The organism is Leeuwenhoekiella blandensis MED217 (genome assembly GCF_000152985.1).
GTDB lineage: Bacteria > Bacteroidota > Bacteroidia > Flavobacteriales > Flavobacteriaceae > Leeuwenhoekiella > Leeuwenhoekiella blandensis.
On sequence record NZ_CH672395.1, the window covers coordinates 1,161,075 to 1,186,969 of the forward strand.

At 40.2% G+C, this 25,895-nt stretch carries 20 protein-coding genes; 15 read left to right on the top strand and 5 right to left on the bottom strand.

The window, feature by feature from the left end; all coding sequences use genetic code 11:
* The first annotated feature begins 52 nt into the window (after positions 1 to 52).
* Positions 53 to 1,084 (top strand): DNA polymerase III subunit delta, encoded by a 1,032-nt coding sequence (holA, locus tag MED217_RS05075; protein WP_009779407.1) that lies wholly within the window; start codon positions 53 to 55, stop codon positions 1,082 to 1,084.
* Here the strand turns inward: holA and MED217_RS05080 are convergent, their stop codons facing one another.
* Together MED217_RS05080 and tsaD are read right to left on the bottom strand one after the other, a co-directional pair.
* Positions 1,085 to 1,798 (bottom strand): 16S rRNA (uracil(1498)-N(3))-methyltransferase, encoded by a 714-nt coding sequence (locus tag MED217_RS05080; RefSeq protein ID WP_009779408.1) that lies wholly within the window; start codon positions 1,796 to 1,798, stop codon positions 1,085 to 1,087.
* 2 nt (positions 1,799 to 1,800) lie between these two features.
* Positions 1,801 to 2,838: a tRNA (adenosine(37)-N6)-threonylcarbamoyltransferase complex transferase subunit TsaD gene (gene tsaD, locus MED217_RS05085; protein ID WP_009779409.1), complete on the bottom strand. Its 1,038-nt coding sequence runs from the start codon at positions 2,836 to 2,838 to the stop codon at positions 1,801 to 1,803.
* Positions 2,839 to 3,105: 267 nt separating this feature from the next.
* Here tsaD and MED217_RS05090 point away from each other — a divergent pair, with 267 nt between their 5' ends.
* The 4 genes from MED217_RS05090 to MED217_RS05105 all read left to right on the top strand — a co-directional run bounded on the left by MED217_RS05090 (position 3,106) and on the right by MED217_RS05105 (position 10,633).
* On the top strand, positions 3,106 to 7,464 hold the full coding sequence (locus tag MED217_RS05090; protein WP_009779410.1) for a translocation/assembly module TamB domain-containing protein: 4,359 nt from the start codon (positions 3,106 to 3,108) through the stop codon (positions 7,462 to 7,464).
* Positions 7,465 to 7,684: 220 nt separating this feature from the next.
* Positions 7,685 to 8,671: a 6-phosphofructokinase gene (gene pfkA / locus MED217_RS05095; protein ID WP_009779411.1), complete on the top strand. Its 987-nt coding sequence runs from the start codon at positions 7,685 to 7,687 to the stop codon at positions 8,669 to 8,671.
* A gap of 29 nt (positions 8,672 to 8,700) precedes the next feature.
* Positions 8,701 to 9,702 (top strand): type I glyceraldehyde-3-phosphate dehydrogenase, encoded by a 1,002-nt coding sequence (gene gap, locus MED217_RS05100; protein WP_009779412.1) that lies wholly within the window; start codon positions 8,701 to 8,703, stop codon positions 9,700 to 9,702.
* Between the two features lie 70 nt (positions 9,703 to 9,772).
* Positions 9,773 to 10,633 carry a BadF/BadG/BcrA/BcrD ATPase family protein gene (locus MED217_RS05105; RefSeq protein ID WP_009779413.1) on the top strand — a complete coding sequence of 287 codons (861 nt, stop codon included), beginning with the start codon at positions 9,773 to 9,775 and terminating at the stop codon, positions 10,631 to 10,633.
* Between the two features lie 101 nt (positions 10,634 to 10,734).
* Here MED217_RS05105 and MED217_RS05110 read toward each other — a convergent pair whose 3' ends face one another.
* On the bottom strand, positions 10,735 to 11,115 hold the full coding sequence (locus MED217_RS05110) for a RidA family protein (RefSeq protein ID WP_009779414.1): 381 nt from the start codon (positions 11,113 to 11,115) through the stop codon (positions 10,735 to 10,737).
* Positions 11,116 to 11,138: 23 nt separating this feature from the next.
* Positions 11,139 to 13,946, bottom strand: a complete 2,808-nt coding sequence (locus tag MED217_RS05115; protein ID WP_009779415.1) for a putative LPS assembly protein LptD — start codon at positions 13,944 to 13,946, stop codon at positions 11,139 to 11,141.
* A gap of 139 nt (positions 13,947 to 14,085) precedes the next feature.
* On the opposite strand from MED217_RS05115, the gene MED217_RS05120 reads away from it, so the two are divergent.
* Genes MED217_RS05120 through MED217_RS05140 form a run of 5 tightly spaced genes read left to right on the top strand, consistent with a single transcriptional unit; the run spans position 14,086 to position 18,832 of the window.
* Positions 14,086 to 15,183 (top strand): N-acetylmuramoyl-L-alanine amidase family protein, encoded by a 1,098-nt coding sequence (locus MED217_RS05120; RefSeq protein WP_009779416.1) that lies wholly within the window; start codon positions 14,086 to 14,088, stop codon positions 15,181 to 15,183.
* A gap of 59 nt (positions 15,184 to 15,242) precedes the next feature.
* Positions 15,243 to 16,193, top strand: a complete 951-nt coding sequence (locus tag MED217_RS05125) for an MlaD family protein (protein ID WP_009779417.1) — start codon at positions 15,243 to 15,245, stop codon at positions 16,191 to 16,193.
* 5 nt (positions 16,194 to 16,198) lie between these two features.
* Positions 16,199 to 17,542, top strand: a complete 1,344-nt coding sequence (locus tag MED217_RS05130) for a 4Fe-4S dicluster domain-containing protein (protein WP_009779418.1) — start codon at positions 16,199 to 16,201, stop codon at positions 17,540 to 17,542.
* A 33-nt stretch (positions 17,543 to 17,575) separates the two neighbouring features.
* The gene (locus MED217_RS05135; RefSeq protein WP_009779419.1) at positions 17,576 to 18,010 is read left to right on the top strand and encodes an LNS2 domain-containing protein; all 435 of its coding nucleotides are present in this window, start codon (positions 17,576 to 17,578) and stop codon (positions 18,008 to 18,010) included.
* Between the two features lie 30 nt (positions 18,011 to 18,040).
* A complete protein-coding gene (locus MED217_RS05140) occupies positions 18,041 to 18,832 on the top strand; it encodes a (Fe-S)-binding protein (protein ID WP_009779420.1) in 792 nt (263 codons plus the stop codon).
* 49 nt (positions 18,833 to 18,881) lie between these two features.
* Here the strand turns inward: MED217_RS05140 and MED217_RS05145 are convergent.
* Positions 18,882 to 20,119, bottom strand: a protein-coding gene (locus MED217_RS05145; RefSeq protein ID WP_230199236.1) for an IS3 family transposase whose coding sequence is annotated in 2 segments (ribosomal slippage) — positions 18,882 to 19,777 and positions 19,777 to 20,119 — 1,239 coding nt in all. Because the reading frame shifts where the segments join, the coding sequence is not laid out codon by codon here.
* Positions 20,120 to 20,504: 385 nt separating this feature from the next.
* Between MED217_RS05145 and MED217_RS05155 the strand changes: the two genes are divergently transcribed.
* From MED217_RS05155 to MED217_RS05175, 5 genes are all read left to right on the top strand, one after another.
* Complete coding sequence (locus tag MED217_RS05155; protein ID WP_009779421.1) at positions 20,505 to 21,095, top strand: hypothetical protein; 591 nt, start codon at positions 20,505 to 20,507, stop codon at positions 21,093 to 21,095.
* A 16-nt stretch (positions 21,096 to 21,111) separates the two neighbouring features.
* On the top strand, positions 21,112 to 21,717 hold the full coding sequence (locus tag MED217_RS05160) for a hypothetical protein (protein WP_154648911.1): 606 nt from the start codon (positions 21,112 to 21,114) through the stop codon (positions 21,715 to 21,717).
* Between the two features lie 13 nt (positions 21,718 to 21,730).
* The gene (locus MED217_RS05165) at positions 21,731 to 22,357 is read left to right on the top strand and encodes a hypothetical protein (protein WP_009779423.1); all 627 of its coding nucleotides are present in this window, start codon (positions 21,731 to 21,733) and stop codon (positions 22,355 to 22,357) included.
* Between the two features lie 89 nt (positions 22,358 to 22,446).
* Positions 22,447 to 22,932, top strand: a complete 486-nt coding sequence (locus MED217_RS05170) for a hypothetical protein (protein WP_009779424.1) — start codon at positions 22,447 to 22,449, stop codon at positions 22,930 to 22,932.
* An 8-nt stretch (positions 22,933 to 22,940) separates the two neighbouring features.
* The gene (locus tag MED217_RS05175) at positions 22,941 to 25,856 is read left to right on the top strand and encodes a serine hydrolase domain-containing protein (RefSeq protein ID WP_009779425.1); all 2,916 of its coding nucleotides are present in this window, start codon (positions 22,941 to 22,943) and stop codon (positions 25,854 to 25,856) included.
* Positions 25,857 to 25,895: the final 39 nt, after the last annotated feature.

The window sequence follows — 25,895 nt, forward strand, 5'->3', positions numbered from 1 at the left end:
AAACTTCGTCCCCATCGGGATAAGCATATAAAAAAAGAGATTCAATACAACCTTGGTAGAAGAAGTTACACGCATTGTAAAGGATATTAAAAAAGGCAATCTAAGACCTATTTATTTTTTAATGGGGGAAGAACCTTATTATATAGATCAGCTCGCAGACTATATTGCAGATAATGTGTTGACCGAAGAAGAAAAAGGGTTTAATCAAATGGTGCTTTACGGTCGCGATGTGTCTCTGGATGATGTATTATCGCAAGCCAAACGTTTCCCGATGATGGCAGAGCGTCAAGTGGTCATCGTAAAGGAAGCTCAGGATATGTCACGCGAAATTCTGGCGCAACCCGATAAAAGCAAGAACAAACTTGAGGCTTACGCCGAAAATCCGCAGCCTACCACCGTTTTGGTGTTTTGCTATAAATATAAAAAGCTCGACAAGCGCAAACGCGTGTATAAGGAGATCGCTAAGAGCGGACTCATCTTTGAAAGTAAGAAGCTGTATGAAAATCAAGTGGGCGATTGGATTCGCCGTGTGATGTCTGGCAAAGGCTACACCGTAGAACCCAAAGCCGCGCATATGCTCGTAGAATTCCTTGGTACCGACTTGTCAAAGATCAATAATGAATTAGAAAAACTTCGACTAATTCTTCCCGAGGGCAGCACGATCACGCCACTTGCGGTAGAAGAGAATATCGGGATCAGTAAAGACTTTAACAACTTTGAGTTGCAGCGCGCCATTGGTGAGAAAGATGTGGTGAAAGCGCATCGTATCATCAATTATTTTAGTCAGAATCCTAAGGATAATCCTATGGTCGTAACCATTGCTTTGCTTTTTAGCTTCTTTCAAAATTTATTGATCTATCACGGTTTGCCGAGTAAAGACAAAAGCACCGTCGCAAAAGCGCTTAAAGTGAATCCTTATTTTGTAAGTCAGTATGTAGATGCGGCGCGCAACTACCCGATGAAAAAAGTGAGTCACATCGTTAATTTACTACGCACGGCTGATGTAAAAAGTAAAGGTGTGGGCGCTTACAATCTTTCGCAGGGAGATTTGCTCAAAGAACTTTTGGTGCAAATAATGTCTTGATTAGACTTCGTTTACAAAGGCAACACTGTGCGTGGCTACGATCGCAGCAGTTTCGGTGCGCAAACGGCTTTCTCCAAGCATTACGGGACTGAATCCGGCTTGAATCGCTTGTTCTATTTCGCTGGGTGAAAAGTCGCCTTCAGGACCTATCAAGATCAAAACGTCTCTTTTAGGCTGAAGTTTTTGCTTCAGTGAAAATCTGTTGGTTTCTTCGCAATGCGCGATAAAGCGATCTCCGTTGAAAGTTTTTGTAGTCTCTAAAAAATCACTGAAGGATTGCGCTTCATTCAGTTTAGGAATATGCGCTTTCAACGACTGTTTCATCGCACTTTGAATGATACGCTCGTAACGCTCTTCTTTAATGACCTTGCGCTCGCTATGATCGCAAATGATAGGAGAGATTTCAGAAATTCCTATTTCAGTCGCTTTCTCGAGAAAAAGCTCAAAACGATCATTCAACTTTGTTGGCGCAACAGCCAAATGTAAATGATAGGGTAGTGGCTGTTCTGAGGTTACTTCTAAGATCTTAACCGTACAGTTTGACGGACTTGCCGAAATGATTTCAGCCTTAAAAAAGTTTCCGCTTCCGTTAGTGATATCCAGCACGTCACCGGTACGTTTGCGAAGTACTTTTACGATGTGCTTGCTCTCGTCTTTAGGAAAAGTTGCTTCTTTAGCTTCCGCAGCAATTTCAGGATGATAAAAGAGTTGCATACTTAAATTTTAAGTCGTGATTGCGCCATTACTTGAGTATCGGTGTAACCGGTTTCGGCAAGGTTTTCTTCTAGATATTTAAGGTAGCCCACAATCCCGATCATTGCAGCATTGTCTGTGGTATATTCAAATTTGGGTACAAAAGTTTTCCAGCCATATTTTTGTTCAGCTTCTTTAAGTGCTTTGCGAATCCCGCTATTGGCTGAAACCCCACCGCCGATGGCAACGTGTTTGATTCCGGTTTGTTTTACCGCTTTCTTGAGCTTATCCATCAAGATATTGATGATCGTATACTGAATGGAAGCACAGATATCATTCAGATTTTTATCTACAAATTCAGGATCTGCAGCGATCTCCTTCTGATAAAAATATAAAACAGCAGTTTTAAGTCCGCTAAAGCTGAAATCAAGCTCGCCTACTTTGGGTTTTGTGAATTTATACGCTTTAGGATTTCCCAGTTGCGCGTACTTATCGATCAAGGGCCCGCCGGGATAAGGGAGGCCAAGAATTTTGGCGCTTTTATCAAAAGCTTCACCTACAGCATCGTCTAAGGTTTGACCAATGACAGTCATTTCAAAATAGCTGTCAACCCGAACAATTTGCGTATGTCCACCGGAAATCGTCATTGCTAAAAACGGAAACTCGGGTTTGTCATAACCTTCTTCTTCAATAAAATGTGCAAGAATATGCGCTTGCATATGGTTCACATCGATCAAAGGGATGTCTAATCCCATCGCAAGAGATTTGGCAAAAGAGGTTCCTACGAGTAATGAGCCCATAAGTCCGGGACCGCTGGTAAAAGCGACCGCATTAAGCGCTTCTTTTTTTACATTTGCCTTGCGCAACGCCTCGTGCACCACAGGAACAATATTTTGCTGATGTGCGCGTGATGCCAGCTCAGGAACAACACCGCCATATTGCTCGTGAACAGCCTGACCCGCCACAACATTTGCAAGGGTTTTGTCGTTGTGAAGCACAGCAGCCGCTGTATCGTCACAAGAAGATTCTATAGCAAGGATATAGGTGTTATTTTTTGACATTAGGTCGCTAGGTATAGGGAATGTTAATGTACTTTTACCCAAACAGGGATTAAATATGTTGAGGTTTATCTCAATGATTAATTTTTAAGCAATACAACATCAAATAGTAATGTTGATGCTAGAAGTACACACGTACTGTTTCAATAAAATTAGACTTTAGTTTTTGTTATGAAGCTAAAGCGGGACAAAGTTAAAACTTAAAAACGTATCAGAAAATTTAGAAAAATAATTACGCGAACCCTATTTATTTTAATAGGTGTCTTTGCATTGCTTTTAATTATTTTTTCGATTCCTGCGGTACAGACTTCGGTTGCAAAAAAGGTGACCAGCGCGCTGAACGAAACCTATGGTACGGATATTTCCATTCAAAAAATACGTTTAAAATATAACGGGAATGCGCTCATTAAAGACGTGTATATCGCAGATCATCATCAAGACACCTTGATTTATGCCGAAACGGTAGAGACAAGCTTGCTGAGCATACGTGCCTTGATCAAAAATGAAATGCCTTTAGGTGGTGTTTTTCTGGATGAGGCAAAACTCTATGTGAAAAAATATCAAGGAGAAGAAAATGATAACCTGTATATTTTTTCTCAGAAATTCAACACGGGGAAAACCGGAGGCACGCCTTTTAAATTGTCTTCTTCTGAAGTTGAGATCGATCATATGCATTTCAAATTTATCGATGAAGATCTAGACACGCCAGAAGTTGTTAATTATAGAGACTTGCATCTTTTAGCCGAAGATTTTGATCTTGACGATGTGACGGTTTCCGCACAGATTAAGGAGTTGAGGTTTGATGCCGACAGGGATTATCACTTGAGAGGTCTAGAAGCCGACTTTAAATACAGTCCTGACGAAATCATACTCAACGGGATGGTGCTTTCAACAGAACACTCGGTGATACGAGGAGATGTATACCTTGATACCCGTAATAATGCCTTTGAGGATTTTAATAATCGGGTGATTTTCAATATTGATTTTGAGCCAAGCGAAATTTCAACTACAGATTTACAAGCGTTCTATGCTGAATTTGGTGCAGGAGAGAAAATAATGCTTTCCGGGATAATGCAGGGAACGTTGAATGATTTTAGAGTAACCAATTTTGATTTAGCGGGGTTCAATACCAGTAGAGTGCAAGGTGACGTGAAGTTTGAACAACTTCTTAGTGATGTTAATGCTTTTAATATTGAAGGAAACTACCGGCAGTTAAAAACGAGTTATCTTGACCTAACGGCCTTACTTCCTAATGTTTTGGGTAATAACCTACCTGAAGAATTGGTGCGTTTGGGAACTGTAGACCTTAATGGCACACTTAACGTTACCGAAAACACGGTTTATGTAAAAAGTATTGTTCAAACCGATCTCGGACTTCTGGAGACCGATATTGACCTGAAAAACACGCAAAATATTCAAAATGCTTCCTATGTAGGAATGCTGCGCGGAGAAGATTTTAACATGGGCCGCTTGCTCAAAGTTCCGGAGTTGGAGAATATCACCTTTAATGTTCAGGTAGATGGTTCTGGAGTTGAGCCAGAAACCTTAGATACCCAGGTAGAAGGTACGATTAGCAGTGCTCGCTATAATAAGTATACCTATCAAGGAATAAGCGTTGCGGGAAATTTGCAAAACCCCAATTTTGATGGGCGTCTCACCATAACCGATCCTAATGCCAATTTCACCTTTAACGGTTTGATAGATGTATCTAAAGAAATACACACTTATGATTTTACCGCAGAGATTGACCATATCGATTTAGGAAAGCTCAATTTCTTACAAGATACTTCAGCAGTTTTAAAAGGAAAAGTGGTGATGGATATGCGAGGTACTAACATCGATGATACAGGTGGTGTGATCGCTTTTACCGAAGCAAGCTTTGAAAATTCAAATGATCTGTATGAATTTCAGGATTTTGTGATCACTTCAGGATTTAGACGTGGCATACGCACGATCACGATGAATTCACCAGATATTATTTCGGGACAGGTTTCAGGAGTGTTTAAAATAGGAGATCTAAAAGCCTTATTTCAAAATGCAGTAGGAAGTTTGTATACCAATTATGAGCCGCGAAAAATCACTGAAAATCAGTTTATGGATTTCAATATTCAGATTTACAGTAAGATTGTTGAGGTTTTGGTCCCTGATATCGAATTAGAGCCCGATACCTTTGTGCGGGGTAGTGTGGTTTCAGATGATTCAGAATTTAAGCTAACCTTCAGATCACCGCGCATAAAAGCTTTTGGAGTTTTAGCCGAAGCAATAAACGTACGCGTAGATAATAAAAATCCGCTCTTCAATGCGTACGTAGAGGCAGATAGTATTGGTACAGGAATTTATGGCGTGAGTGATTTCAATTTGATCAATGTAACCTTAAAGGATACACTCTTTATACGTTCAGAATTTAAAGGAGGTCCGCAAAAGCAGGATAATTATGACTTGAGTTTTTACCATACGATCAACGAAGAGAATAATTCGGTAATTGGATTTAAACGCAGTAGTCTCAAATTTAAAAATAACGAGTGGTTTTTAAATGAGACAGATAATAAGGATAACAAGCTTGTTTTTGATAACAACTTTTTAGATTGGGAACTTAAAGAATTGGTCTTGTCTCACGAAGAGGAGCGCATTTCTTTAAAAGGTGCTGTTAAAGACAGTACCTATAAGGATATAAAAACAAATTTTGAGAATGTACGCTTATCTCACATCACACCTTATATAGACAGTTTAGACTTGCGTGGTTTAGTGAATGGGAATCTGGATATCCTTCAAAAGGAAGGCGTGTATTTGCCCAATAGCTCTGTAAATATTGCAAACTTCACCATAAATGATATTTTGATGGGCGACTTGGATTTGGCAGTTGAAGGAGATGAAAGTCTAACCAATTATCAAATAGACACCCATTTAAATAACGATAATACCAAAGTCCTTTCGGCATTAGGAACGATTAACGTCGCAGCAGAAAATCCGGCAATAGACCTTGATGTACAGCTGCGAAAATTAAATATGAAAGCATTTAGTCCTTTGGGAGGCGACGTGATCTCAAAAATTCGTGGCTTGGCTAGTGGTCGCGCCCGCGTGACGGGCGACTATCGCAATCCGGATATTGATGGCGAAATTTTATTGCGCGAGGCCGGTTTGGGGATTCCTTATTTAAATACCGACTATGACTTTAGAGGGACAGCTCGGGTAACCCTCGACAATCAGGAATTTCGATTTGGTTCTGTTGCGTTGGTAGATACTAAGTTCAAAACAACCGGAACCTTGAGTGGTACCATAAGTCATCAATACTTTAGAGATTGGGATTTAGACCTGGATGTCAATACAAACCGACTTGTTGTTCTAGATACAGAACCCGACGACTTTGCCTTGTATTACGGTACAGCTTTTATTAGTGGAGATGCCAGTCTTACCGGGCCTACAGATGAACTCGTGATCGACGTGACAGCGACTACCGAAGAAGGAACCGTCTTTAAAATTCCGCTGAGTGATACAGAATCTTTTGGCGACAACAGCAATATTTACTTTCTAAGTCCCGAAGAAAAGCAGGCGCGCCTGGAAGGTGAAGAAGTGGTTATTGAAGAAATAAAAGGGCTCGAGTTAAATTTTGATCTTGAAGTTACACGCGATGCTGAAGTAGAGATCGTTGTGGATGAGGTAAACGGAAGTACTTTAAAAGGACGCGGAGCAGGGTATTTGCTTATACAGATCAATACCAACGGTAAGTTCAATATGTTTGGTGACTTTACACCGTACTCAGGGACTTACAACTTTAGATATAGTGGAGTTGTGCAGAAACAATTTAATATTCTGCCGGAAGGTAAAATAAGTTGGGACGGAAATCCTACAGAAGCCTTGCTTGATATCAGTGCAGTCTATAATACACAAGCAAACCCATCGATCTTGCTTGAAAATCCTTCCATTAACCGAAAGATTCCGGTGGATGTGATCATCAATTTGGACGGCGAACTCGTACAGCCGGAAATCACCTTTGATTTTGAATTCCCGAATACGAGCTCTATCGTAACTTCAGAGCTGGCTTATCGTCTTGACAACAGAGCCACTCGAGAGCTTCAGGCATTTTCATTAGTTACACAAGGGGCGTTTTTTAGCCAGAGCGGTATAGATGCGCAATCTGCAGCCTACGGAAACCTGATAGAAACCGCTTCGGGCATTTTTAATGATCTACTATCTGATGAGGATGGTAAATTTAATGTAGGACTAGATTATGTGCAGGCCGATAATCGTCCAGATTTACAAACTTCAGGGCGTTTTGGTTTTACGCTTTCTACCCAAATTTCAAAGAAAGTATTGATCAATGGTAAAGTGGGTGTACCTGTGGGAGGCATCAGCGAGCAAGCGGTTGTGGGTGATGTTGAGGTGAATTTCCTATTGAATGAAGACGGAAGTCTGCGGGCCACCATTTTCAACCGCCAGACAGACATTCAATTTGTAGCTCGAAACAACGAAGGCTATACGCAAGGTGCAGGATTATCTTATTCGGTAGACTTTAATACCTTTAAAGAACTGATTCAAAAAGTTTTTAAGGGTAAAGCTCGGGAGGTCGAAGAAGAAATCAAGGTTATTCAACCAGATTCTGAAATTCCCTACAACGGTTTCGAGCAATAGGTAGATTTTAAATTCTTTTGAGAATATGATATTTTGAGGATATCTAAATTTTTAATCTACTAAAAACAGCCTATTTAGATTATAAATACCCCAAATTTATCCACTTTTAAAAAATAGTTGTTAACGATAACGATTGAAATTGCGAAAGCCACGAATTTCATTAAGAATGGCTTAGGAATATGCAATTCAATTGCTATTTTTACTTCTCATTCAACAGTAAATGGCACAAAAAATTAGAAAAATCGGAGTTTTAACTTCTGGTGGAGATTCCCCTGGAATGAATGCAGCCGTACGTGCAGTAGTACGTACCTGTGCATATCATAAAATAGATTGCGTAGGTGTTTACCGTGGGTATGAGGGATTGATTGATGGAGATTTTGAACCTATGGATGCGCGAAGCGTACGCGATATCATTAATAGAGGTGGTACAATGCTTAAATCGGCACGCTCTGACCGATTTAGAACACCCGAAGGTAGAAAAATTGCCTTTGATAATTTAAAAGAGAACAATATTGACGGCCTTGTCGTTATTGGAGGAGACGGTACTTTTACCGGTGGTCTTATCTTTAATAAAGAATACAACTTTCCTATAATGGGAATCCCCGGTACTATTGATAATGATATTAGTGGTACAGATAAAACTTTAGGCTACGATACAGCATTAAATACTGCGGTAGAGGCTATCGATAAAATACGCGATACAGCGAGTTCGCACAACCGTTTATTCTTTGTAGAGGTGATGGGGCGTGATGTAGGCCATATTGCACTTAACGCAGGTGTCGGAGCAGGGGCAGAAGAGATTTTGATCCCTGAAGAGAATTTAGGTTTAGATCGTCTTTTAGAATCTTTATTACGCAGTAAAGCCAGTGGTAAAACTTCTAGTATCGTGGTAGTAGCTGAAGGAGATAAGACCGGGAAAAATGTATTTGAACTCAAAGATTACGTAGATGAAAACCTTGAAGGTTACGATGTACGTGTCGCGGTTTTGGGGCATATGCAACGTGGAGGTTCTCCAAGTTGTTACGATCGTGTTTTGGCTAGTAGAATGGGCGTAAAAGCTGTAGAATCACTTTTAGCCGGAGAAAGCAACTACATGGTAGGAATTCAACACGAGAAGATGGAGCTCTACCCGATTGAGAAAGCGATCAAAGGAAAAACGCATATAAATAAAGAACTCGTTCGTGTGTCTGAAATAATGACCACATAATTAGTAATACAAATCAAATAGTAAATACAATGGGAAATTTAAAATTAGGTATTAATGGTTTTGGCCGTATAGGTCGTATCGTTTTTAGAGCAACTGTAAAACGTGATAACGTAGACGTTGTGGCGATTAATGACTTATTAGACGTTGAGCACCTTGCATACCTTTTAAAATACGACTCAGTACATGGTAATTTTGATGGTACTGTTGAGGTAAAAGATGGTAATCTTGTGGTAGATGGTAAAACAGTACGTATTACCGCAGAGCGTGACCCTAAAAACCTTAAGTGGGATGAAGTAGGAGCAGATGTTGTTGCAGAATGTACAGGTATCTTTACTTCTATGGAAACTGCAGATTATCACCTGCAAGCAGGTGCTAAGAAAGTTGTGATCTCTGCACCGTCTAAAGACGTGCCTATGTTTGTTATGGGTGTAAACCACAAAGACGTAACTGCTGATAACAATATCGTTTCTAATGCTTCTTGTACAACAAACTGTCTTGCTCCATTAGCAAAAGTGCTTAACGACGCATACGGAATTGAAGAGGCTTTAATGACAACTGTTCACGCAACTACAGCAACTCAAATGACTGTAGACGGTCCTTCTAAGAAAGACTGGAGAGGTGGTCGTTCTGCATTAGCAAACATCATTCCTGCAAGTACTGGTGCTGCAGTAGCAGTAACTAAAGTAATTCCTGAATTAAAAGGAAAACTTACCGGTATGGCATTCCGTGTTCCTACTCCAGATGTATCTGTAGTAGATTTAACGGTAAAACTTTCTAAAGATACGAGCTATGAAGACATCAAGAAGACCTTTAAGGCAGCTTCTGAAGGTGAAATGGCTGGTGTATTAGGTTATACTGAAGAAGCAGTAGTTTCTCAGGACTTTGTAAGTGATCCACGTACAAGTATTTTTGATGCAGGTGCTGGTATCGAATTGAATTCTAAATTCTTCAAGATCGTTTCTTGGTATGATAACGAGTTTGGATATTCAAACAAGTTAGTTGACTTAGCGGAATACGTTAATTCACTATAATCGTATTAACTGAATATATGCCCTTTAAACCTCCTCGGGTTTAAAGGGTTTTTTAAACTCTCACAAACACATGATATTATTAGTAGATAGCGGATCGACCAAAACAGACTGGATCGCATTAAATGCCGAAGGTGCAGAGATTTTTCAAACACAAACTTTTGGGCTTAACCCACAAGTGTTGTCTGCAGAAATCTTGACAGAGCGTATCATCAACAATTATGAATTGTACAAGCATCGTCACGATGTAACGCACGTTCACTTTTATGGGGCCGGTTGCGGTACTCAGAAACCCAAGGAGTTAATTCAAGGTGTATTTCAGGACTTTTTTGATAAGGCTCAGGAAATCGACATTAAAGAAGATACCTATGCCGCACTTTATGCTACTACTAAAAAAGATGAAGCTGGTATTGTTTGTATTATAGGAACAGGATCTAACTGTAGTCTTTATGATGGTGAGAATATCGAGCAGAAAGTAACTTCTTTAGGATATATTTTGATGGATGACGGAAGCGGTAACTATTTTGGTCGCCAATTGCTGCGTGATTTCCATTTCAATAAAATACCAAAGGAACTCGCTTATGAATTTGCTAAGCAGTTTGATTTAACAGCAGAAAGTATAAAGAACCATTTATACAAAATGCCTAACCCAAACACCTATTTAGCACAGTTTGCTCGTTTTGTGATTACCAATAAAGATCACGATTACTGTAAAAAACTAATACGCAAAGGGTTTAAATTATTTATAGAGCATCAAATTCTTCAGTTTGATAACGCTAGAGAAATTCCTGTTCACTTTGTAGGATCGATTGCATTCTATCTACAAAGCGAACTCAAAGAGCTTCTTGAAGAATACGATCTTAAAATAGGAAAAGTATTGAAGCGTCCTATCGAAGGTTTGGTAGCTTATCACAAAAATTATATGATGGTGTAATGCACTATCATTACTCAATAAAAAAAGCCTGAAAGTTTTCTTTCAGGCTTTTTTTATGGGCTACTGCCAAATATTTGATATACGTGTTTTTTCCTCTTGTGTTATTTGATCGCGATCATTGAGATCTCCACATTTACAAATTTTGGAAGGTTTGCAACTTCTACAGTCTCACGCGCAGGAGCTGTTTCTTCATTAAAGAAGGTTCCATAAACCTCATTTACTTGAGCAAAGCTGTTCATGTCGCTTAAAAAGATCGAGCTTTTAACCACGTTTTCAAAAGTAAGTCCGGCTTCGGTTAAAATAGCTTCTAAATTTTGCATTACCATTTTGGTTTCCGCAGCAATATCCCCGCTTACAAGTTCGCCGGTTTTAGGATCTAATGGAATTTGACCGCTTACAAAAAGCGTATCGCCTGCAAAAACCGCTTGATTATAAGGTCCTATGGGTGCCGGAGCGTTGGTTGTGCTGATAATTTTTTTCATCGTATTTGGTTTTTTAGATTGGTTTAAAGTTGTTGGTCTGGCGTACGGCGCTGCTCGTATTTGAGGTCGCTCAACACGCTAGATTTGATTCCTATAAAGAAGTTCCAAGATGCATAGGTGCCAAAGGGTGTCCAGGCAAACGTCATATTAAAACTCTCTAAATCCCGAGCAAAACGCAATTGCGTAGGAGTGAATTTGCCTGTGGTCAGGTCAATACCCGATGAAGCTCCTACAAACCATTTTTCGCCCAATTCTACATCACCACTAAAGTTGATCGCGTGCGAAGTGATCGCATTTTGGCGTGCCGCATTCCCATAATTCACATTATAATTCACACGTAAATTCCAAGGGATGGTGTAGTTGTAAAGTTCTTGATTTTCATCAGGGTCTTCATCTGCACCTTCGGTATCGTTAAATTTATTCTGAAGCTGCCTGCTGTCTTCACCAAGGAGGTTATCGCGCCTCCCGCCGTTACGGGCTGTTTGCGTGTCTTCTCCTTCACGGTCATCATTTTCCTTTCCAAAGCTTTTACTGCTGAAGGAATAGCCAAAGTTGGCACTCGCATTGGTAAGTCTAAATAAGCTTCCGCCGTTGGCGATATTCAGTTTGTCAATACGTCTGTTATTGTTATTTAGCGCATAAGGGTCAAGGATCATATTAAAATTGACACTTAATTTGCTTTGAATAATAGGAATGGTACCACGCACTGATACCGGACTCAATTTTAGACTGTCTGCCAGAAAGTTATAATTTGTCGAGATCGCCAAGTTGCTGATGAGGTCGATCTTTTTGGGTTCTACAGCCGTACTGTCTTTGTCTCGTACTTTGGCCTCAACGGTGTTATTGATGCTTAAACTTACTCCACTAGAGCTAAAATTACTTGGAGCACCATAAAAACCACCTTCAAATCGAGAATAGCTTACCTCACGGGTTAAATTTCCATTGGGGTTGTTGAGTTCGGACGCGAGAAACGTCTCGTAATATTGATCAAAACCCGGGTTGTAATTAAAAGAAAGCGAAGGCTTCATCGTATGCCGTATGGCTTGTATTTTTTTATCGTCGCCGAAGTTAGCCTGCCCGTAAACCGTGGTACCTACGCTGGTGCTAAAATTATAAGTTGTAAAACGATCAAAACCACCTATGGTATCTTGCACAATTTCGCGTAGCGTAGGATCAAAACGCTGATCGATAGTTTCAAAAACCCAGCTTTCCTGAACGTTTGTACTTGCCGAAACACTAAAGTGCTTGAACAGTTTAAAGTTGGTAGTGATAGGGATACTATGGCGTACGCCTAACTCAGCATCTCTAAACATTTGCGGTGTAAAAAATAAACTATCTGTGGTTTCAAAGCGGTTTTCGCCGCTCATACTGTAGTTGAAATTTATATTTTGAAAAAAGCCCTTTTTGCTGCCTGAAGAAGGTGCGAAAGGGTAAATTCGATCTACGTTAAGCTGTACACTGGGCAAGGTCATATTAATTGCTTGCGTTCGGGTGTTTTGAGAATGTCGTGCGGTTAACGCCAGATTGACCTGCGGAACCGTTTGAAAGGTTTTAGAATAAGAAACCGAAGAGCTCAAAGTATTTGTTAATCTACTCGCTGTGTTATCGATGTTTGTAGATTGCTGGAAATAATTGCTACTTCCCAAGTTTACCGAAGCAGAAAAACGCGAATTAGGACTCGCCTTGGTATCCTGACTATGTGACCACTGAATGTTATAGGTGTTGGTTTCAGAGAAGTCGGGTAAACCGCGCTCACTGTTGAGCAGGCGTTCAAAACGAATGTTCACGTTTCCGCTAAAGCTGTAGCGCTTCCTGTAACTGCTGGCTGCCCGTAAGGCGTAGCTTCCGTTAGTATAATAATCTCCTGTTAAGGTGAGATCCATATAATCGTTTACCGCAAAATAATATCCCCCGTTCTGCAGGAAATAGCCACGCTCATTATTCTCCCCGGGAGAAGGCATAATAAATCCCGAAACGCTGGTTTCTTTTTCCATAGGGAAATAAGAAAACGGTACTCCTAAGGGTATGGGAACATCATATACGAACATGTTCACAAGACCGGTGACAATCTTTTTGTTGGGTACAAATTTTACTTTGCGCGCATAAAAATAATATTCGGGGTCGTCTTCATTTTCACTGGTGGTGAAGCGCACATTTTTCATGAACACTACAGAGTCGTTCACCCGTTTACTTACTTCATTTTTAATATAAAATTCTTGCTGCTGTGTACGCGAACCGTAAATAAGCGCTTTTTCGGTCTTGAAATTATATTTGATCGAATCGGGTTCTACGGTATTTGGGCCTTGAACAAAAACAGGCGGCTGGTTATAACCCGTAGAATCGGTTATTCCTTTAGCAAAAACCGTGTTGGTATTGTTGTCTACAATTATTTGACCGGCCGTGATGGTAATATCGGTATAAGCAACCTTTGCCTCATTGTAGAGATAAAGCTTATTCTCGCGGCGGTCAAAAGTAGAATAGTCTGTGGCGCTGTATTTTACAATATCGGTAAGCGCCTCGCGAGGAGCTGCGATACTATCTTTTAGCGTACTATCTTGTTGCTGTTCTGTAACTTGTTCGGGAAGTAAAGACCCGGTAGGCTTGAGTCGGTTGTCTATGTTTGCCGTGTCTGCAGGGATCGTTTTTAAAGTATTAATCGGTAGGTCTTGAGCCCACAAAGACCCATAGCAAATAAGGCTTAAGCCTAAAATGAGCAGTACGGAAAGGATCTTTGTTTGCAATGGGATTAATACTATTTTTGTAAATGTAAGGGCAAATTTCAAAGTGCCAAAATTACATCTATTTTTTAGAAGCCCTAAAGTAATGCGCATTAAATCTGTGCGCTTAAAACTTTAGTGATGTTCTAATTTTTTTGATTTTTGATGAATGATAAAATCTAAAGCGCTACCTATAATTTAATCTGGCCTGCAATTTGCAAAATACAAGGTGGTTTTAAGACGTTACCCAAATATGAGAACGACAACAATCTATATATTAGTATTTTTAATTACACTTCCTTTTCAGCGAGCTTTAGCTAATCTTAAGCCTGTTGACTCTAAGCGATTTGTAGTGGTGATAGACGCCGGACACGGTGGTAAAGATCCGGGTAAAAATGCACGAGGAGCAATCCTTGAAAAAGATATTGCGCTTAAAATCGCATTGCTTATAGGCGAAGAATTGCAAAAACAAAAAGATATAGAAATCGTTTATACGCGTAAAACCGATGTGTTTGTTGAATTGGATGAACGTGGTGCGATTGCTAACAGAGCGGAAGCAGATTTGTTTATTTCGGTGCATTGTAACGCGCATAATTCACAGGCTTCAGGAGCCGAAACCTATGTTTTAGGATTGCACCGAAACAAAACCAATTTTGAAGTAGCAAAGGCCGAAAACGAGGTGATCTATCTGGAGGACAACTACGAGGAGAAATATGCACAGTATAATTTAAATTCTCCCGAATCACTTATCGGGTTGACCTTGATGCAAGAAGAATTTCTAGATCAGAGTATTCAGCTTGCGAGTTATGTGCAAGATAATTTCCGTCAGAAATTGCACCGCAAAGACCGAAGCGTCAAACAGGCGGGATTTGTGGTTTTGCACCAAACCGTTATGCCTAGTATTCTTATTGAAACCGGTTTTATCACCAATACCGAAGAAGGGCGTTATCTTAATTCTTCAAAAGGTCAGCGTGATATTGCACACGCAGTAGCACAGGCGGTGGTAAAGTATAAAGAGAATGTGACCACTAATGATTTTTTAGGCGTTAAAAAAGTAGTGCCTGCAGTAGAGGTAAACGATGTGGTGGTTAAAGATGCCATTTTCAAAGTACAAATAGCGGCTAGTAGCAGAAGTTTAGAAACAAAGCCTTATAACTTTAAAGGCTTGCGAGGTATTCAGCGCAGTAAAGAAGGCAAGCTTTATAAATACTACTACGGCGACACTTCAAATTATACCGAAATAGAACGTATGCTTCGGGAAGCCAAGGCTAAAGGTTATACTACGGCATACATTGTGGCCTTCAAAAATGGAATCAAGCAAAACGCTAATGATTTTATAAATAAAAGTTAGGGCGTAAAGCCTTAATAGAATTTATTCCTAAATTTGAGGCTCATCAAAAAAAAATTACATTGAACATTTCTAGAGAAGTAAAAACAGGACTTCTGGCGGTAGTGGCCATAGCTCTGCTGATCTTCGGTTACAGTTTTTTAAAAGGGAATAATCTTTTAAATAACGACCGTACATATTATGCCATCTACGATAACGTAGAAGGCTTATCACCGGGTTCAAATGTCACAATAAATGGCCTTGTAGTAGGTAAGGTATTGTCTATAGATTTTGCAGATTCAAGAGGAGACTTGCTGGTCACTTTTAATGTTCAGAATGATTTTCAGTTCTCAACAAGTAGTAAAGCTCAAATTTATGGTGGCGGACTCATAGGCGGTAAAAACCTGTCTATTGTTCCGGATTATGAGCGAGGTGAAACTGCACAATCAGGAGACACGCTTGAAGGCACTATTGATGAAGGTATTTTTGAACTCGTTAATGAGCGTTTAACACCTTTACAGGCAAAAGTAGAAGAAGTGATCAATAGCACAGATTCTGTGTTGGTTGGCGTTTCTGATGTTTTAGATCAAAAAACCAGAAAGAATCTACGGGAAACGATTGCTCAAATAAGTGAAACTGCAACCAATTTTAATCAGGCTTCCCAAAATTTAAACAAACTACTTGCAGATAACGATCAAAAGCTCACCCGTACTTTTACCAATCTTGATGAGATGTCTGCCAACTTTAATAAGGTAAGCGATAGTCTTTCTAAAGTAGACATTAATGCACTTGTCTTGCGTATGGAAAGCGTGCTTGCAGACTTTGAAAGCATCTCTTCAAAAATTGAAAACGGCGAAGGAACTCTGGGACAATTCATCAACGATGACCAGATGTATAATAACCTAGAGCGTGCTACCAAGCAAATGGAAGAGTTGATGCAAGACATCAAACTTAATCCAAAACGTTACGTACACTTTTCAGTATTTGGAAAAAATCCCGGACCTTACGAAGAGCCTAAAGATTCACTTAGATAAACCTTATGCAGTATTTACCTAATATTTTGTTTGTTATTGCCCTACTGGCAGGAGTTGGTTTTTTTGTGTTCAATATCAAAAAGCTAATTCGCAACATTAAGTTAGGTCGTGAAGAAGACCGCAGTGATAACAAAGGGCAGCGGTTTAAGAACATGGCCAAGATCGCTCTGGGTCAATATAAAATGGTCGTGCGCCCGGTGAGCGGTATCATTCACGTTTTAGTGTATCTCGGCTTTATCATTATAAATATTGAAGTGCTCGAGATTATCATCGATGGGATTTTCGGTACGCATCGAATTTTTAGTTTCCTCGGAGGATTTTATGATTTCCTGATTGGAGTCTTTGAGATTTTTGCGCTTTTGGTACTAGTAGGTGTGATCATATTTTGGATCCGCCGAAACATACTTCATATCAAACGCTTCTTGAATAGAGAGATGAAAGGTTGGCCTAAGTTAGATGCGAACCTCATTCTTTATTTTGAAGTTGTACTGATGCTTTTGTTTTTAACAATGAACGCAGCAGATCTAAGCTTACAAACCAAAGGTGCCGAGCATTATGCAAGTGCAGAAGGCATCGTAGGAGCTTTCCCTGTAAGTCAGTTTATCGCACCGCTTTTTGAGAATATGAGCGTTGCATCATTAATATTAGTTGAGCGAGCGGCGTGGTGGATTCATATTTTAGGAATTCTGGTCTTTTTGAATTATTTATATTATTCTAAGCATTTACATATTCTGCTTGCTTTTCCTAATACATATTTCGCACGATTGAAACCTCAGGGACAATTTGACAATTTAGAGGCGGTTACCAATGAAGTAAAATTGATGATGGATCCTGATGCTGATCCATATGCAATGCCTGAGGAAGGTGCAGAGGAAGAGGTTCCTGCGAAGTTTGGAGCGAGTGAGGCAACAGATTTAAGTTGGGCACAATTGCTTAATGCCTACACGTGTACAGAATGTGGTAGATGTACCAGCGAATGTCCTGCCAATCAAACCGGCAAAAAATTATCTCCGCGTAGAATTATGATGGCGACGCGCGATCGTATTGAAGATATTGGTAAAAATATAGATGCTAATAAAGGAACCTTCAAAGAAGATGGTAAGCAATTATTAGATGACTATATTAGCCGAGAAGAATTATGGGCGTGCACGACCTGTAATGCTTGTGTTGAAGCTTGCCCGGTAGGTATTAATCCATTATCTATTATTATGGACATGCGTCAATACCTCGTAATGGAGCAAAGTGCTGCGCCAACAGACTTGAATAATGCGATGACCAATATCGAAAATAATGCAGCTCCTTGGCCGTTTAATCAAATGGATAGAGCCAATTGGATCAACGAGAATTAGTAAACCAACCAGTAAAATCAAAATAGAGAACTCATGAAAAAAGAGGAAGTAGACAAAATGTTAAGCGACAAGCTGCAAGACGGAGAACACGTAAGTCCGGTTTTGCCAGAAGGTGTTAAAAACTACCTCATTGACATAGACGGAACCATCACAGAAGATGTTCCTAACGAAGAGCCAGAGCGTATGGCGACCTGTAAGCCGTTTCCAGATGCTTTAGCAACTTTAAACAAGTGGTATGATGAAGGTCATATTATTTGCTTCTTTACTTCACGTACTGAAGAGCATCGCGAAGTGACCGAAAACTGGCTTAACGAGCACGGTTTCAATTATCACAGTTTGTTGATGGGGAAACCACGTGGAGGTAATTACCACTGGATAGACAATCACCTGGTACGTGCTACACGTTACAAAGGGAAGTTTACAGATCTTGTAGAGAAAGATGTAACTATTGAGGTCTTTAAAGATTAATTCTTTTAAATAAGAGCTAAAAATTAAATTATGGCAGAAGCGATCAAGGTACCTACGATGGCCGAATATATGGCTCAGGGCAAATCCCCAGAAGTTTTATTTTGGGTGGGCTGCGCCGGAAGTTTTGACGATCGTGCCAAAAAGATCACAAAGGCCTTTGTTAAACTCTTAGCAAAAGCCGAAGTTGACTTTGCAGTACTCGGTACCGAAGAAAGCTGTACAGGAGATCCTGCTAAACGTGCGGGAAATGAATTTTTGTTTCAAATGCAGGCGGTTACCAATATTGAAGTTTTGAACGGATATGAGGTAAAAAAAATCGTTACTGCATGTCCGCATTGTTTCAATACCATTGCCAATGAGTATCCTGGTTTAGGCGGAAATTATGAGGTGTTGCACCATACGCAGTTTTTAAAAGCCTTGATCAACGAGGGCCGACTTACCGTCGAAGGCGGAAAGTTTAAAGGTAAGCGTATTACTTTTCACGACCCTTGTTACTTAGCAAGGGCCAATCGTATTTACGAAGCGCCACGGGACCTTCTAAAAAAACTAGAAGTAGAACTTGTAGAGATGCGACGTTGTAAAACCAAAGGGTTTTGTTGCGGGGCAGGAGGGGCACAAATGTTTAAAGAGCCAGAACCCGGTACTCAGGATGTAAATATTGCTCGTACAGAAGAGGCGCTCGAGACCAAATCAGAAGTGATCGCCGCGGGTTGTCCATTTTGTAATACAATGATGACCGATGGTGTTAAGAATAAAGAAAAAGAAGATAGTGTACAGGTGTTAGACATCGCAGAAATGATAGCATCTGCAGAAGACTTGTAAAATATCTGTCTCTGAGTCGTCCTAAAATAGGTTGACAGTTTTTAAAAGTTTAAATCAATCCGGTGAAGCTAGCTTCACCGGATTTTTTGTTGTGTATAAAATTAGGTGTTTTGTAGTTAAGGCTTAGATGTGGTCTTTCATTGTTATATGTTTTTATTGACTGCTGAATCAACAGTCTGAGTTCTTTACCTGTATTGCATTTGTTTATGAAGAACTCTTCCTTCAATATCCCGTTAATTCGTTCTGCTAACGCATTTTGATAGCAGTCATACCCATCTGTCATTGATGGTAATGCATTTGATCGCTTCAATTGAGTTTGATATAACGAGGAGCAATATTGCAAGCCTCTGTCAGAATGGTGTATTACCTCGCTTGATGTGGTTCTACTTTTATTAGCCATTTTCATTGCTTTAACTACATTTTCTGCACTCATATCATCACTTAGGTGGTAGCCCATTATTTTTCTGCTAAAAGCGTCTGTCACCAAGGAAAGATAGTGAGTTCTTTCTCTACTCTTGATGTAAGTAATATCGCTTACAAAGTATTGCTCTGGTCTTACGGGCGTAACATCTTTCATCAGGTTGGGGTGTTTTTTTAGCCAATGCCTAGAATCTGTTGTTCTTGTGTAATTCTTTTTTTGTTTTATAAGCATTGATTCTGACCTGAGATAGTCAAATAGGGCATCTCTGCCTATTTTAACTCCCATCTTTTGAAACTCAACCTTGAGTAAATAATACAGTTTACGAGTGCCTAGCCTTGGCATTTGCCGGCGGACCCTTAAAATCAGCGGTTTGATTAAAGCAAGTTCATCAGCTCTTATCTGTTCTCGCTTTTCTGATTGATAGACAGCCTGTCTGCTTATCCCAAACAATCTGCAACAACGTGACAGGCTTAGTCGGTGTTCTTGCCGGATTCGTTGGATTGATTGGGCAAATGCTTTTTTCGAATAGAAGTTCCGTATTGCTGATCTGAGATGTCGATCATCGTGTTGAGAATCTTATTTTTAAGCTTCTCATCTGATAGCTCTTTTTCAAGCCTCTTGATCTTTTGAGCAGGTGTTTCTTTCATTGTGTTACAGGTAAGTCTTGTCTTTGGTTTACTCCAGTCTAAGTTACCGTGTTTGCGTAACCAAACCAAAACAGTACTCCTTCCTTGAATACCATATGCTTTTTGGGCTTGCTTATAAGTCATTTCGCCCTTTTCTACCTGAGATACAACCGCCAATTTAAAGCCTAAATTGTAATCACGCTGAGTGCGTTTCTTCTCAGCTCCTTCTGAGTCTTTCATAAATAAGTCGAATTTGTGTCAACTTATTTCAGGACGGGACACTCAAAGAATACTAAAAGCCACCCATTTGGGTGGCTTTTTTTGTTGGCACCGCCAAAGGGTCAAATACTTTGAGGCAAGCCTCGAAATTAAACGTTCGTTTCCAAACCAGGGGCTTGCCTTGAGGTGGTTTACTTCAAATAGGGAGACGTCTTTTGGCTCAATTGATTAAATATGTTTGTAGGCTTTTTCCTTTCGTTTTATGCTATTTAAAATTTAATAAACGCTTTTTATCGATTAAAATGTGTTTTTAATCTTGTTTATTCTTACTTTTGTTAAAATAGTCTAAAATTTGAAGGCAGCCCATACATACGTTTTTCGTTTTAGTATAGTTTGTTTTTTCTCCATGATATCGCCTGTTCTGTTTGCGCAAACGGCAAGGGTAGGAATCGGTACAAGTAATCCTCAAGCTACACTTCACGTTGTAGGTGATTTGGTTTTTGAACCAGATGCTACCATAGTGCCTACACGTCTGGTAGGTGTAAGTGTTGCGGGTGATTTAACACATTTACAGCTTTCTGCAGACTTGAATATTGTTGATGGCGAACTTCAGGTTATCGAAGACAGTACAGATGATAATATTTTATTTGTAGGTGAAGTTGATCAGAGCGCTGATGCTGCAACCACGGTGATCTATAATAATTATGATATAGGTATCGATTCTTATAATAATGAAAATGCTGTATTACGCATTACAGGCGAATCTAACGGTTACAATATGACGGGATTTGCCAACGGTTATGACGGGCGTATATTTTACCTCTACAATGCACAGGGTAACAATGTGACTTTCTTCAATCTTAATGCAAACAGCAGTCCCGAGAATCAAATAATTACAGGTTCTGGTTCTAATGAAGGTATTAACGGGGAAGGTGTAGCCGAGTTTATTTATGATGGTGTTCAGGAAAAATGGATTTTAGTCAACATTCGAAGCTAGGAAAATGCGATACTTTTTGAACTTACTTCTTTTTTTGAGTACGCTGGGTTCTTATGCGCAGGTAGGAATTGGTACGACCAATCCTCAGGAAACTTTGCACGTGGTGGGTTCTGTACGCGTCGAAAGCAGTCCTTCAATTACAGCGCCTTTGGGACTTATAGGAGCCGATGATGAGGGAACTTTAACTACGATCAACATTCAGAATACGCTAACGCTCACAAACGGAAAAGTAAATGTGCAAGGCAATGTTCTTTATGGTATTGGCAGTCAGGATCTGGGTGGCATTACTTACGATGGTAATTTTATTCATGATTTAGAATTAGGCCTGGGGCCGGGCGAACCTAATGAGGGGATGTCTGTCGTTAAGGTTTATAATTTACCGGCTAATGGCAAGCTTACAGGAATACAAGATGGAGTAGACGGTTTGCACTTGTTTTTTTATAATGTAGATACGGGTAACATTCAATTTATGGATGAATCAGACACGGATTCTGCAGGATCTCAAGCCGAGAACCGCATCAAAGTACTCGCAGGTTCAGAAACGATTTCAGGTAAAGGATGTGTAGAACTGCTATATGATGGTACTGCGCAACGCTGGTTATTCCTTTCAATACACGATTAACTCAAGGCCTTATATGATAAGAAAACTACTCGTATTATTTTTACTTTTTCAAGCCACAGGCTTTGCTCAGATTGGTATCAATACCAATACTCCAGATGCAACACTTGATGTAAATGGTACAGTGCGTGTTGAAAATTTAATTGACGCATCGGGTGTAGCGGTTTCCCTTACCGGAATTTCATCAGCAAATAGATTGAGTAGGACAACTACCGGAGCCGGACTTATCGTTAACGAAAACACTCTCGAGTTAGCACCGGTAACGCGTAATATTGGTGAACTAGATCTAAGTCCTTTAATAGCTGTTGAAGGAACAACATTAAATAATGTCAGTGCTTTGCTTGGTGTAGGAGAATCTAATGAGGCAAGCACCTTCATTCGTGTATATGGCTACTCCAGTACCATAAATTTGACAGGAATCTCTGGAGGCTTCCACGGAAGACGAATCACATTGTATTTTTCAGAAGAACAAAACTTAAGACTTAAGGAAGAGGATGGGGCAGCAGCACCCGAAAATCGTTTTGTAACCCTAGCAACTTCTCAAATTACAGTAAGCGGAACGGGCTTTGTTGAGTTGGTCTACGACGCAACAGCTGGGGTAGATGGCCTAGGCAGGTGGCTTGTTCTTAAGTTTAGACCCTAAGGTTTCAATTTGAGAGGCTTTTAACATTATCTTTTTCAAGGAGCCCTTGAATAAATGTTAAGTTTGTGAGAATAAATTTCACAAACACTATGTTGACTCCATTTCAAGAATTATCAGATACATCAAGACTTTGGATCTACCAAAGCGACCGCAAATTTACCGAAGAGGAACTTCCTAAACTTGAGCAATATCTAAGTGCATTTCTAGAGAAATGGACCGCTCACGGAGCTGCACTCAATGCGGGATTTGAAATAAAATATGACCGCTTCATCATCATTGCTCTTGACCAAACCCAAAGCGCAGCCAGTGGTTGCTCGATAGATACGCAGGTACGTTTTATTCAGGATCTTGAAAAAGAATTTGAGGTTTCGCTTCTAGACAAAATGAATGTAACCTACATCCAAAACGACCGTCTGCATTTTAAACCGCTTACCGATTTTAAAAAGATGGCAAAAGATGGTGCTGTAGGGAAAAAGACGATCGTTTTTAATAACCTCGTGAATACCAAAGAAGAATATTTAGAACATTGGGAAGTGCCTGCAATAGAAAGCTGGCACAGTCGTTTCTTTAAATAAAAGAACATATGCTTAAAGAACGTTTTGTACTGGTAGTCGTTCTACTGCTCACATTTACAGGTTTTGCACAAACCAGAAATCCGTTAATTGCTAAAGAATTGACCGAGCAACAAGCTTGGGTCGACAGCATTTATGATGGGATGACGCTCAAGGAAAAAATTGGTCAGCTTTTTATGGTTGATGTTTTTTCGAGGGATCCCAAATCGGTAACCGATGCGGTAAAGCCACTGATCGAGAAACATCACATAGGTGGACTTATTTTTTCTAAAGGTGGTCCCGTGCGCCAGGCAAGACTTACAAACGAGTATCAAGCTTTGAGTAAAGTGCCTTTAATGGTAGCGATGGATGCCGAGTGGGGACTTGCTATGCGTTTAGATTCAACCTATGCGTTCCCGTGGAATATGACGCTAGGAGCGATAAGCGATAATAAGCTTGTAGAACAGGTAGGTAAGCAAATCGGTTTACATAATAAACGCCTCGGGGTGCATATCAATTTTGCCCCGGATGTCGACATCAATGTAAATCCAGAGAATCCTATTATCGGCAATCGTTCCTTTGGCGAAGATCGGGATAATGTAACCGATAAAAGTGTAGCCTTCATTCGTGGTATGCAAGGTGCAGGAGTTTTAGGAAGTGCAAAGCATTTTCCGGGACACGGCGATACCAATCAGGATTCGCATAAAACCCTTCCTACGATTCCATTTTCGCGTAAGCGTTTAGATTCCATAGAAATGTATCCGTACAAGAAAGTGATCGATGCGGGTATTGCAAGTATTATGGTGGCACATCTTAACGTGCCGGCGCTAGACAATCGACCGGGATATCCAACCTCCTTGTCTAAAAAGGTAGTAACCGATATTCTCAAAGACAGTTTAGGTTATCAAGGACTTATTTTTACTGATGCGCTCAATATGAAAGGAGCTTCAAATTACGATGCTCCCGGGGAGATCGATTTGGCGGCTTTTAACGCCGGGAATGATATTTTGCTGATGAGCGAAAATGTGCCTAAAGCGATTGCCAAAATTGAAGAAGCTTATAATAAAGGCGAAATTACCGAAAAGCGCTTATCCCGATCGGTGAAGAAAATACTCTTTGCCAAATTCAAAGCCGGACTTAATAATTATAAGCCTATTGAGCTACAAAATCTTTATGAGGATCTCAACAAGCCTGAAGATGAGGTGGTGTACCGCAAAGCGATGGCGAGCGCGCTCACCGTATTAAAGAATGATCAGGCAATTTTACCTGTAAAGAATATTGAAGATAAAAAGATCGCCTATATCGAACTGGGCGATGACAGCGGGACGCCGTTTTATAATGCGCTTAAAAAATATGCTGAGATCACAAAAATTGAAGCGGCTTCGGCTTCAGAATATAGTACAAAGCTAGAGGCGTTTAATTATGTGATAATTGGTTTTCACAGGTCGAATGACAACCCCTGGAAGTCCTACAAGTTTACCTCCCGTGAAATTGAAATTATAGAAACGATAGCAGCAGCCAAACCAACGGTGCTGGATGTTTTTGTACGACCATATGCGCTTTTTGATCTGGAAAATACCAGCAACCTTGAAGGGGTTGTGATGTCTTATCAAAACAGCAGCATTGCGCAGGAGTTGAGTGCACAGCTTATTTTTGGAGCGATTGAGGCTAAAGGTAAACTGCCGGTTTCGGTGGGTGAAGAGTTTAAGATCAATACCAGCTACGAGATAGGAACCTTGCGTCGTTTGAAATATGGGATTCCTGAGGAGGAAGGAATGGATTCTGAACAATTGAAAGGTATTGATAACCTGATGAAAGAAGGTCTTACCGATGTGATGTTTCCCGGCGGTCAGGTGTTGGTTGCACGTCACGGGAGGGTGATCTACGAGAAGGCTTTTGGCTATCATACCTATACCAAAAAGCAACCGGTACAACTGGATGATGTTTATGATCTGGCTTCGATGACCAAAATTTTGGCAACCTTGCCCATGCTGATGAAACGTTATGATGAGGGTAAATTCAAATTGGATGATAAGCTGGGAACTCTGCTTCCTGTGCTACAAGGTTCAAACAAACAAAACATCACGGTTAAAGAAGTATTGTCGCACTACGGTAGACTCAAACCTTGGATTCCTTTTTATACGGCAACTTTTGATGACTCCGGAAAGCTTTCAAAAAAATATTATCGTACGCGACCCGAAGAGAATTTCAGTCTTAAGGTAGCAGAAGATCTGTATTTGCGTAACGATTATCCCGATTCTATCGTGAAAATTATTGCCGACTCAGACCTGCTCAGCAGAAGGGTTTATAAATACAGTGACCTTTCTTATTTCTTATTCAAAGAGTATTTGGAGAATACCGGAGGAAAAGATTTAGATCATTTAACGCAGGAAAATTATTATCAATCCCTTGGGGCACATACCATGGGATATAAACCGCTCAGTCGCTTTGCAAAAAGCAAGATCGTTCCCAGTGAGAATGACACCTACTGGCGTATGCAACAAGTACACGGTTATGTGCACGACATGGGTGCAGCTATGGAGGATAACATTGGTGGACACGCCGGTCTTTTTAGTAATGCCAATGACGTGGCAAAAATGATGCAGATGTATCTTCAAAACGGCTACTACGGTGGGAAGCGCTATTTCTCAAAAGAAACGATGAACGCGTTCAATACCTGTTATTATTGTAAAGACGATGTGCGCAGAGGTGTTGGCTTTGATAAACCTCAATTAGGAACAGTAGGACCTACCTGTGGTTGTGTGAGTATGGAAAGTTTTGGGCATTCAGGATTTACAGGAACTTTGACCTGGGCAGATCCTGAGTCGGGTATTATTTATGTGTTTCTATCCAACCGCACGTTCCCTACAGCCGATAACAGAAAATTGATTTCTTCAGATTTGCGCACACGTATTCAGGAAGTGATTGAGAATGCGGTGATTCCTTAATGTTGTCATCCATCGCTAATATTGCGCACTTTTTCTGGT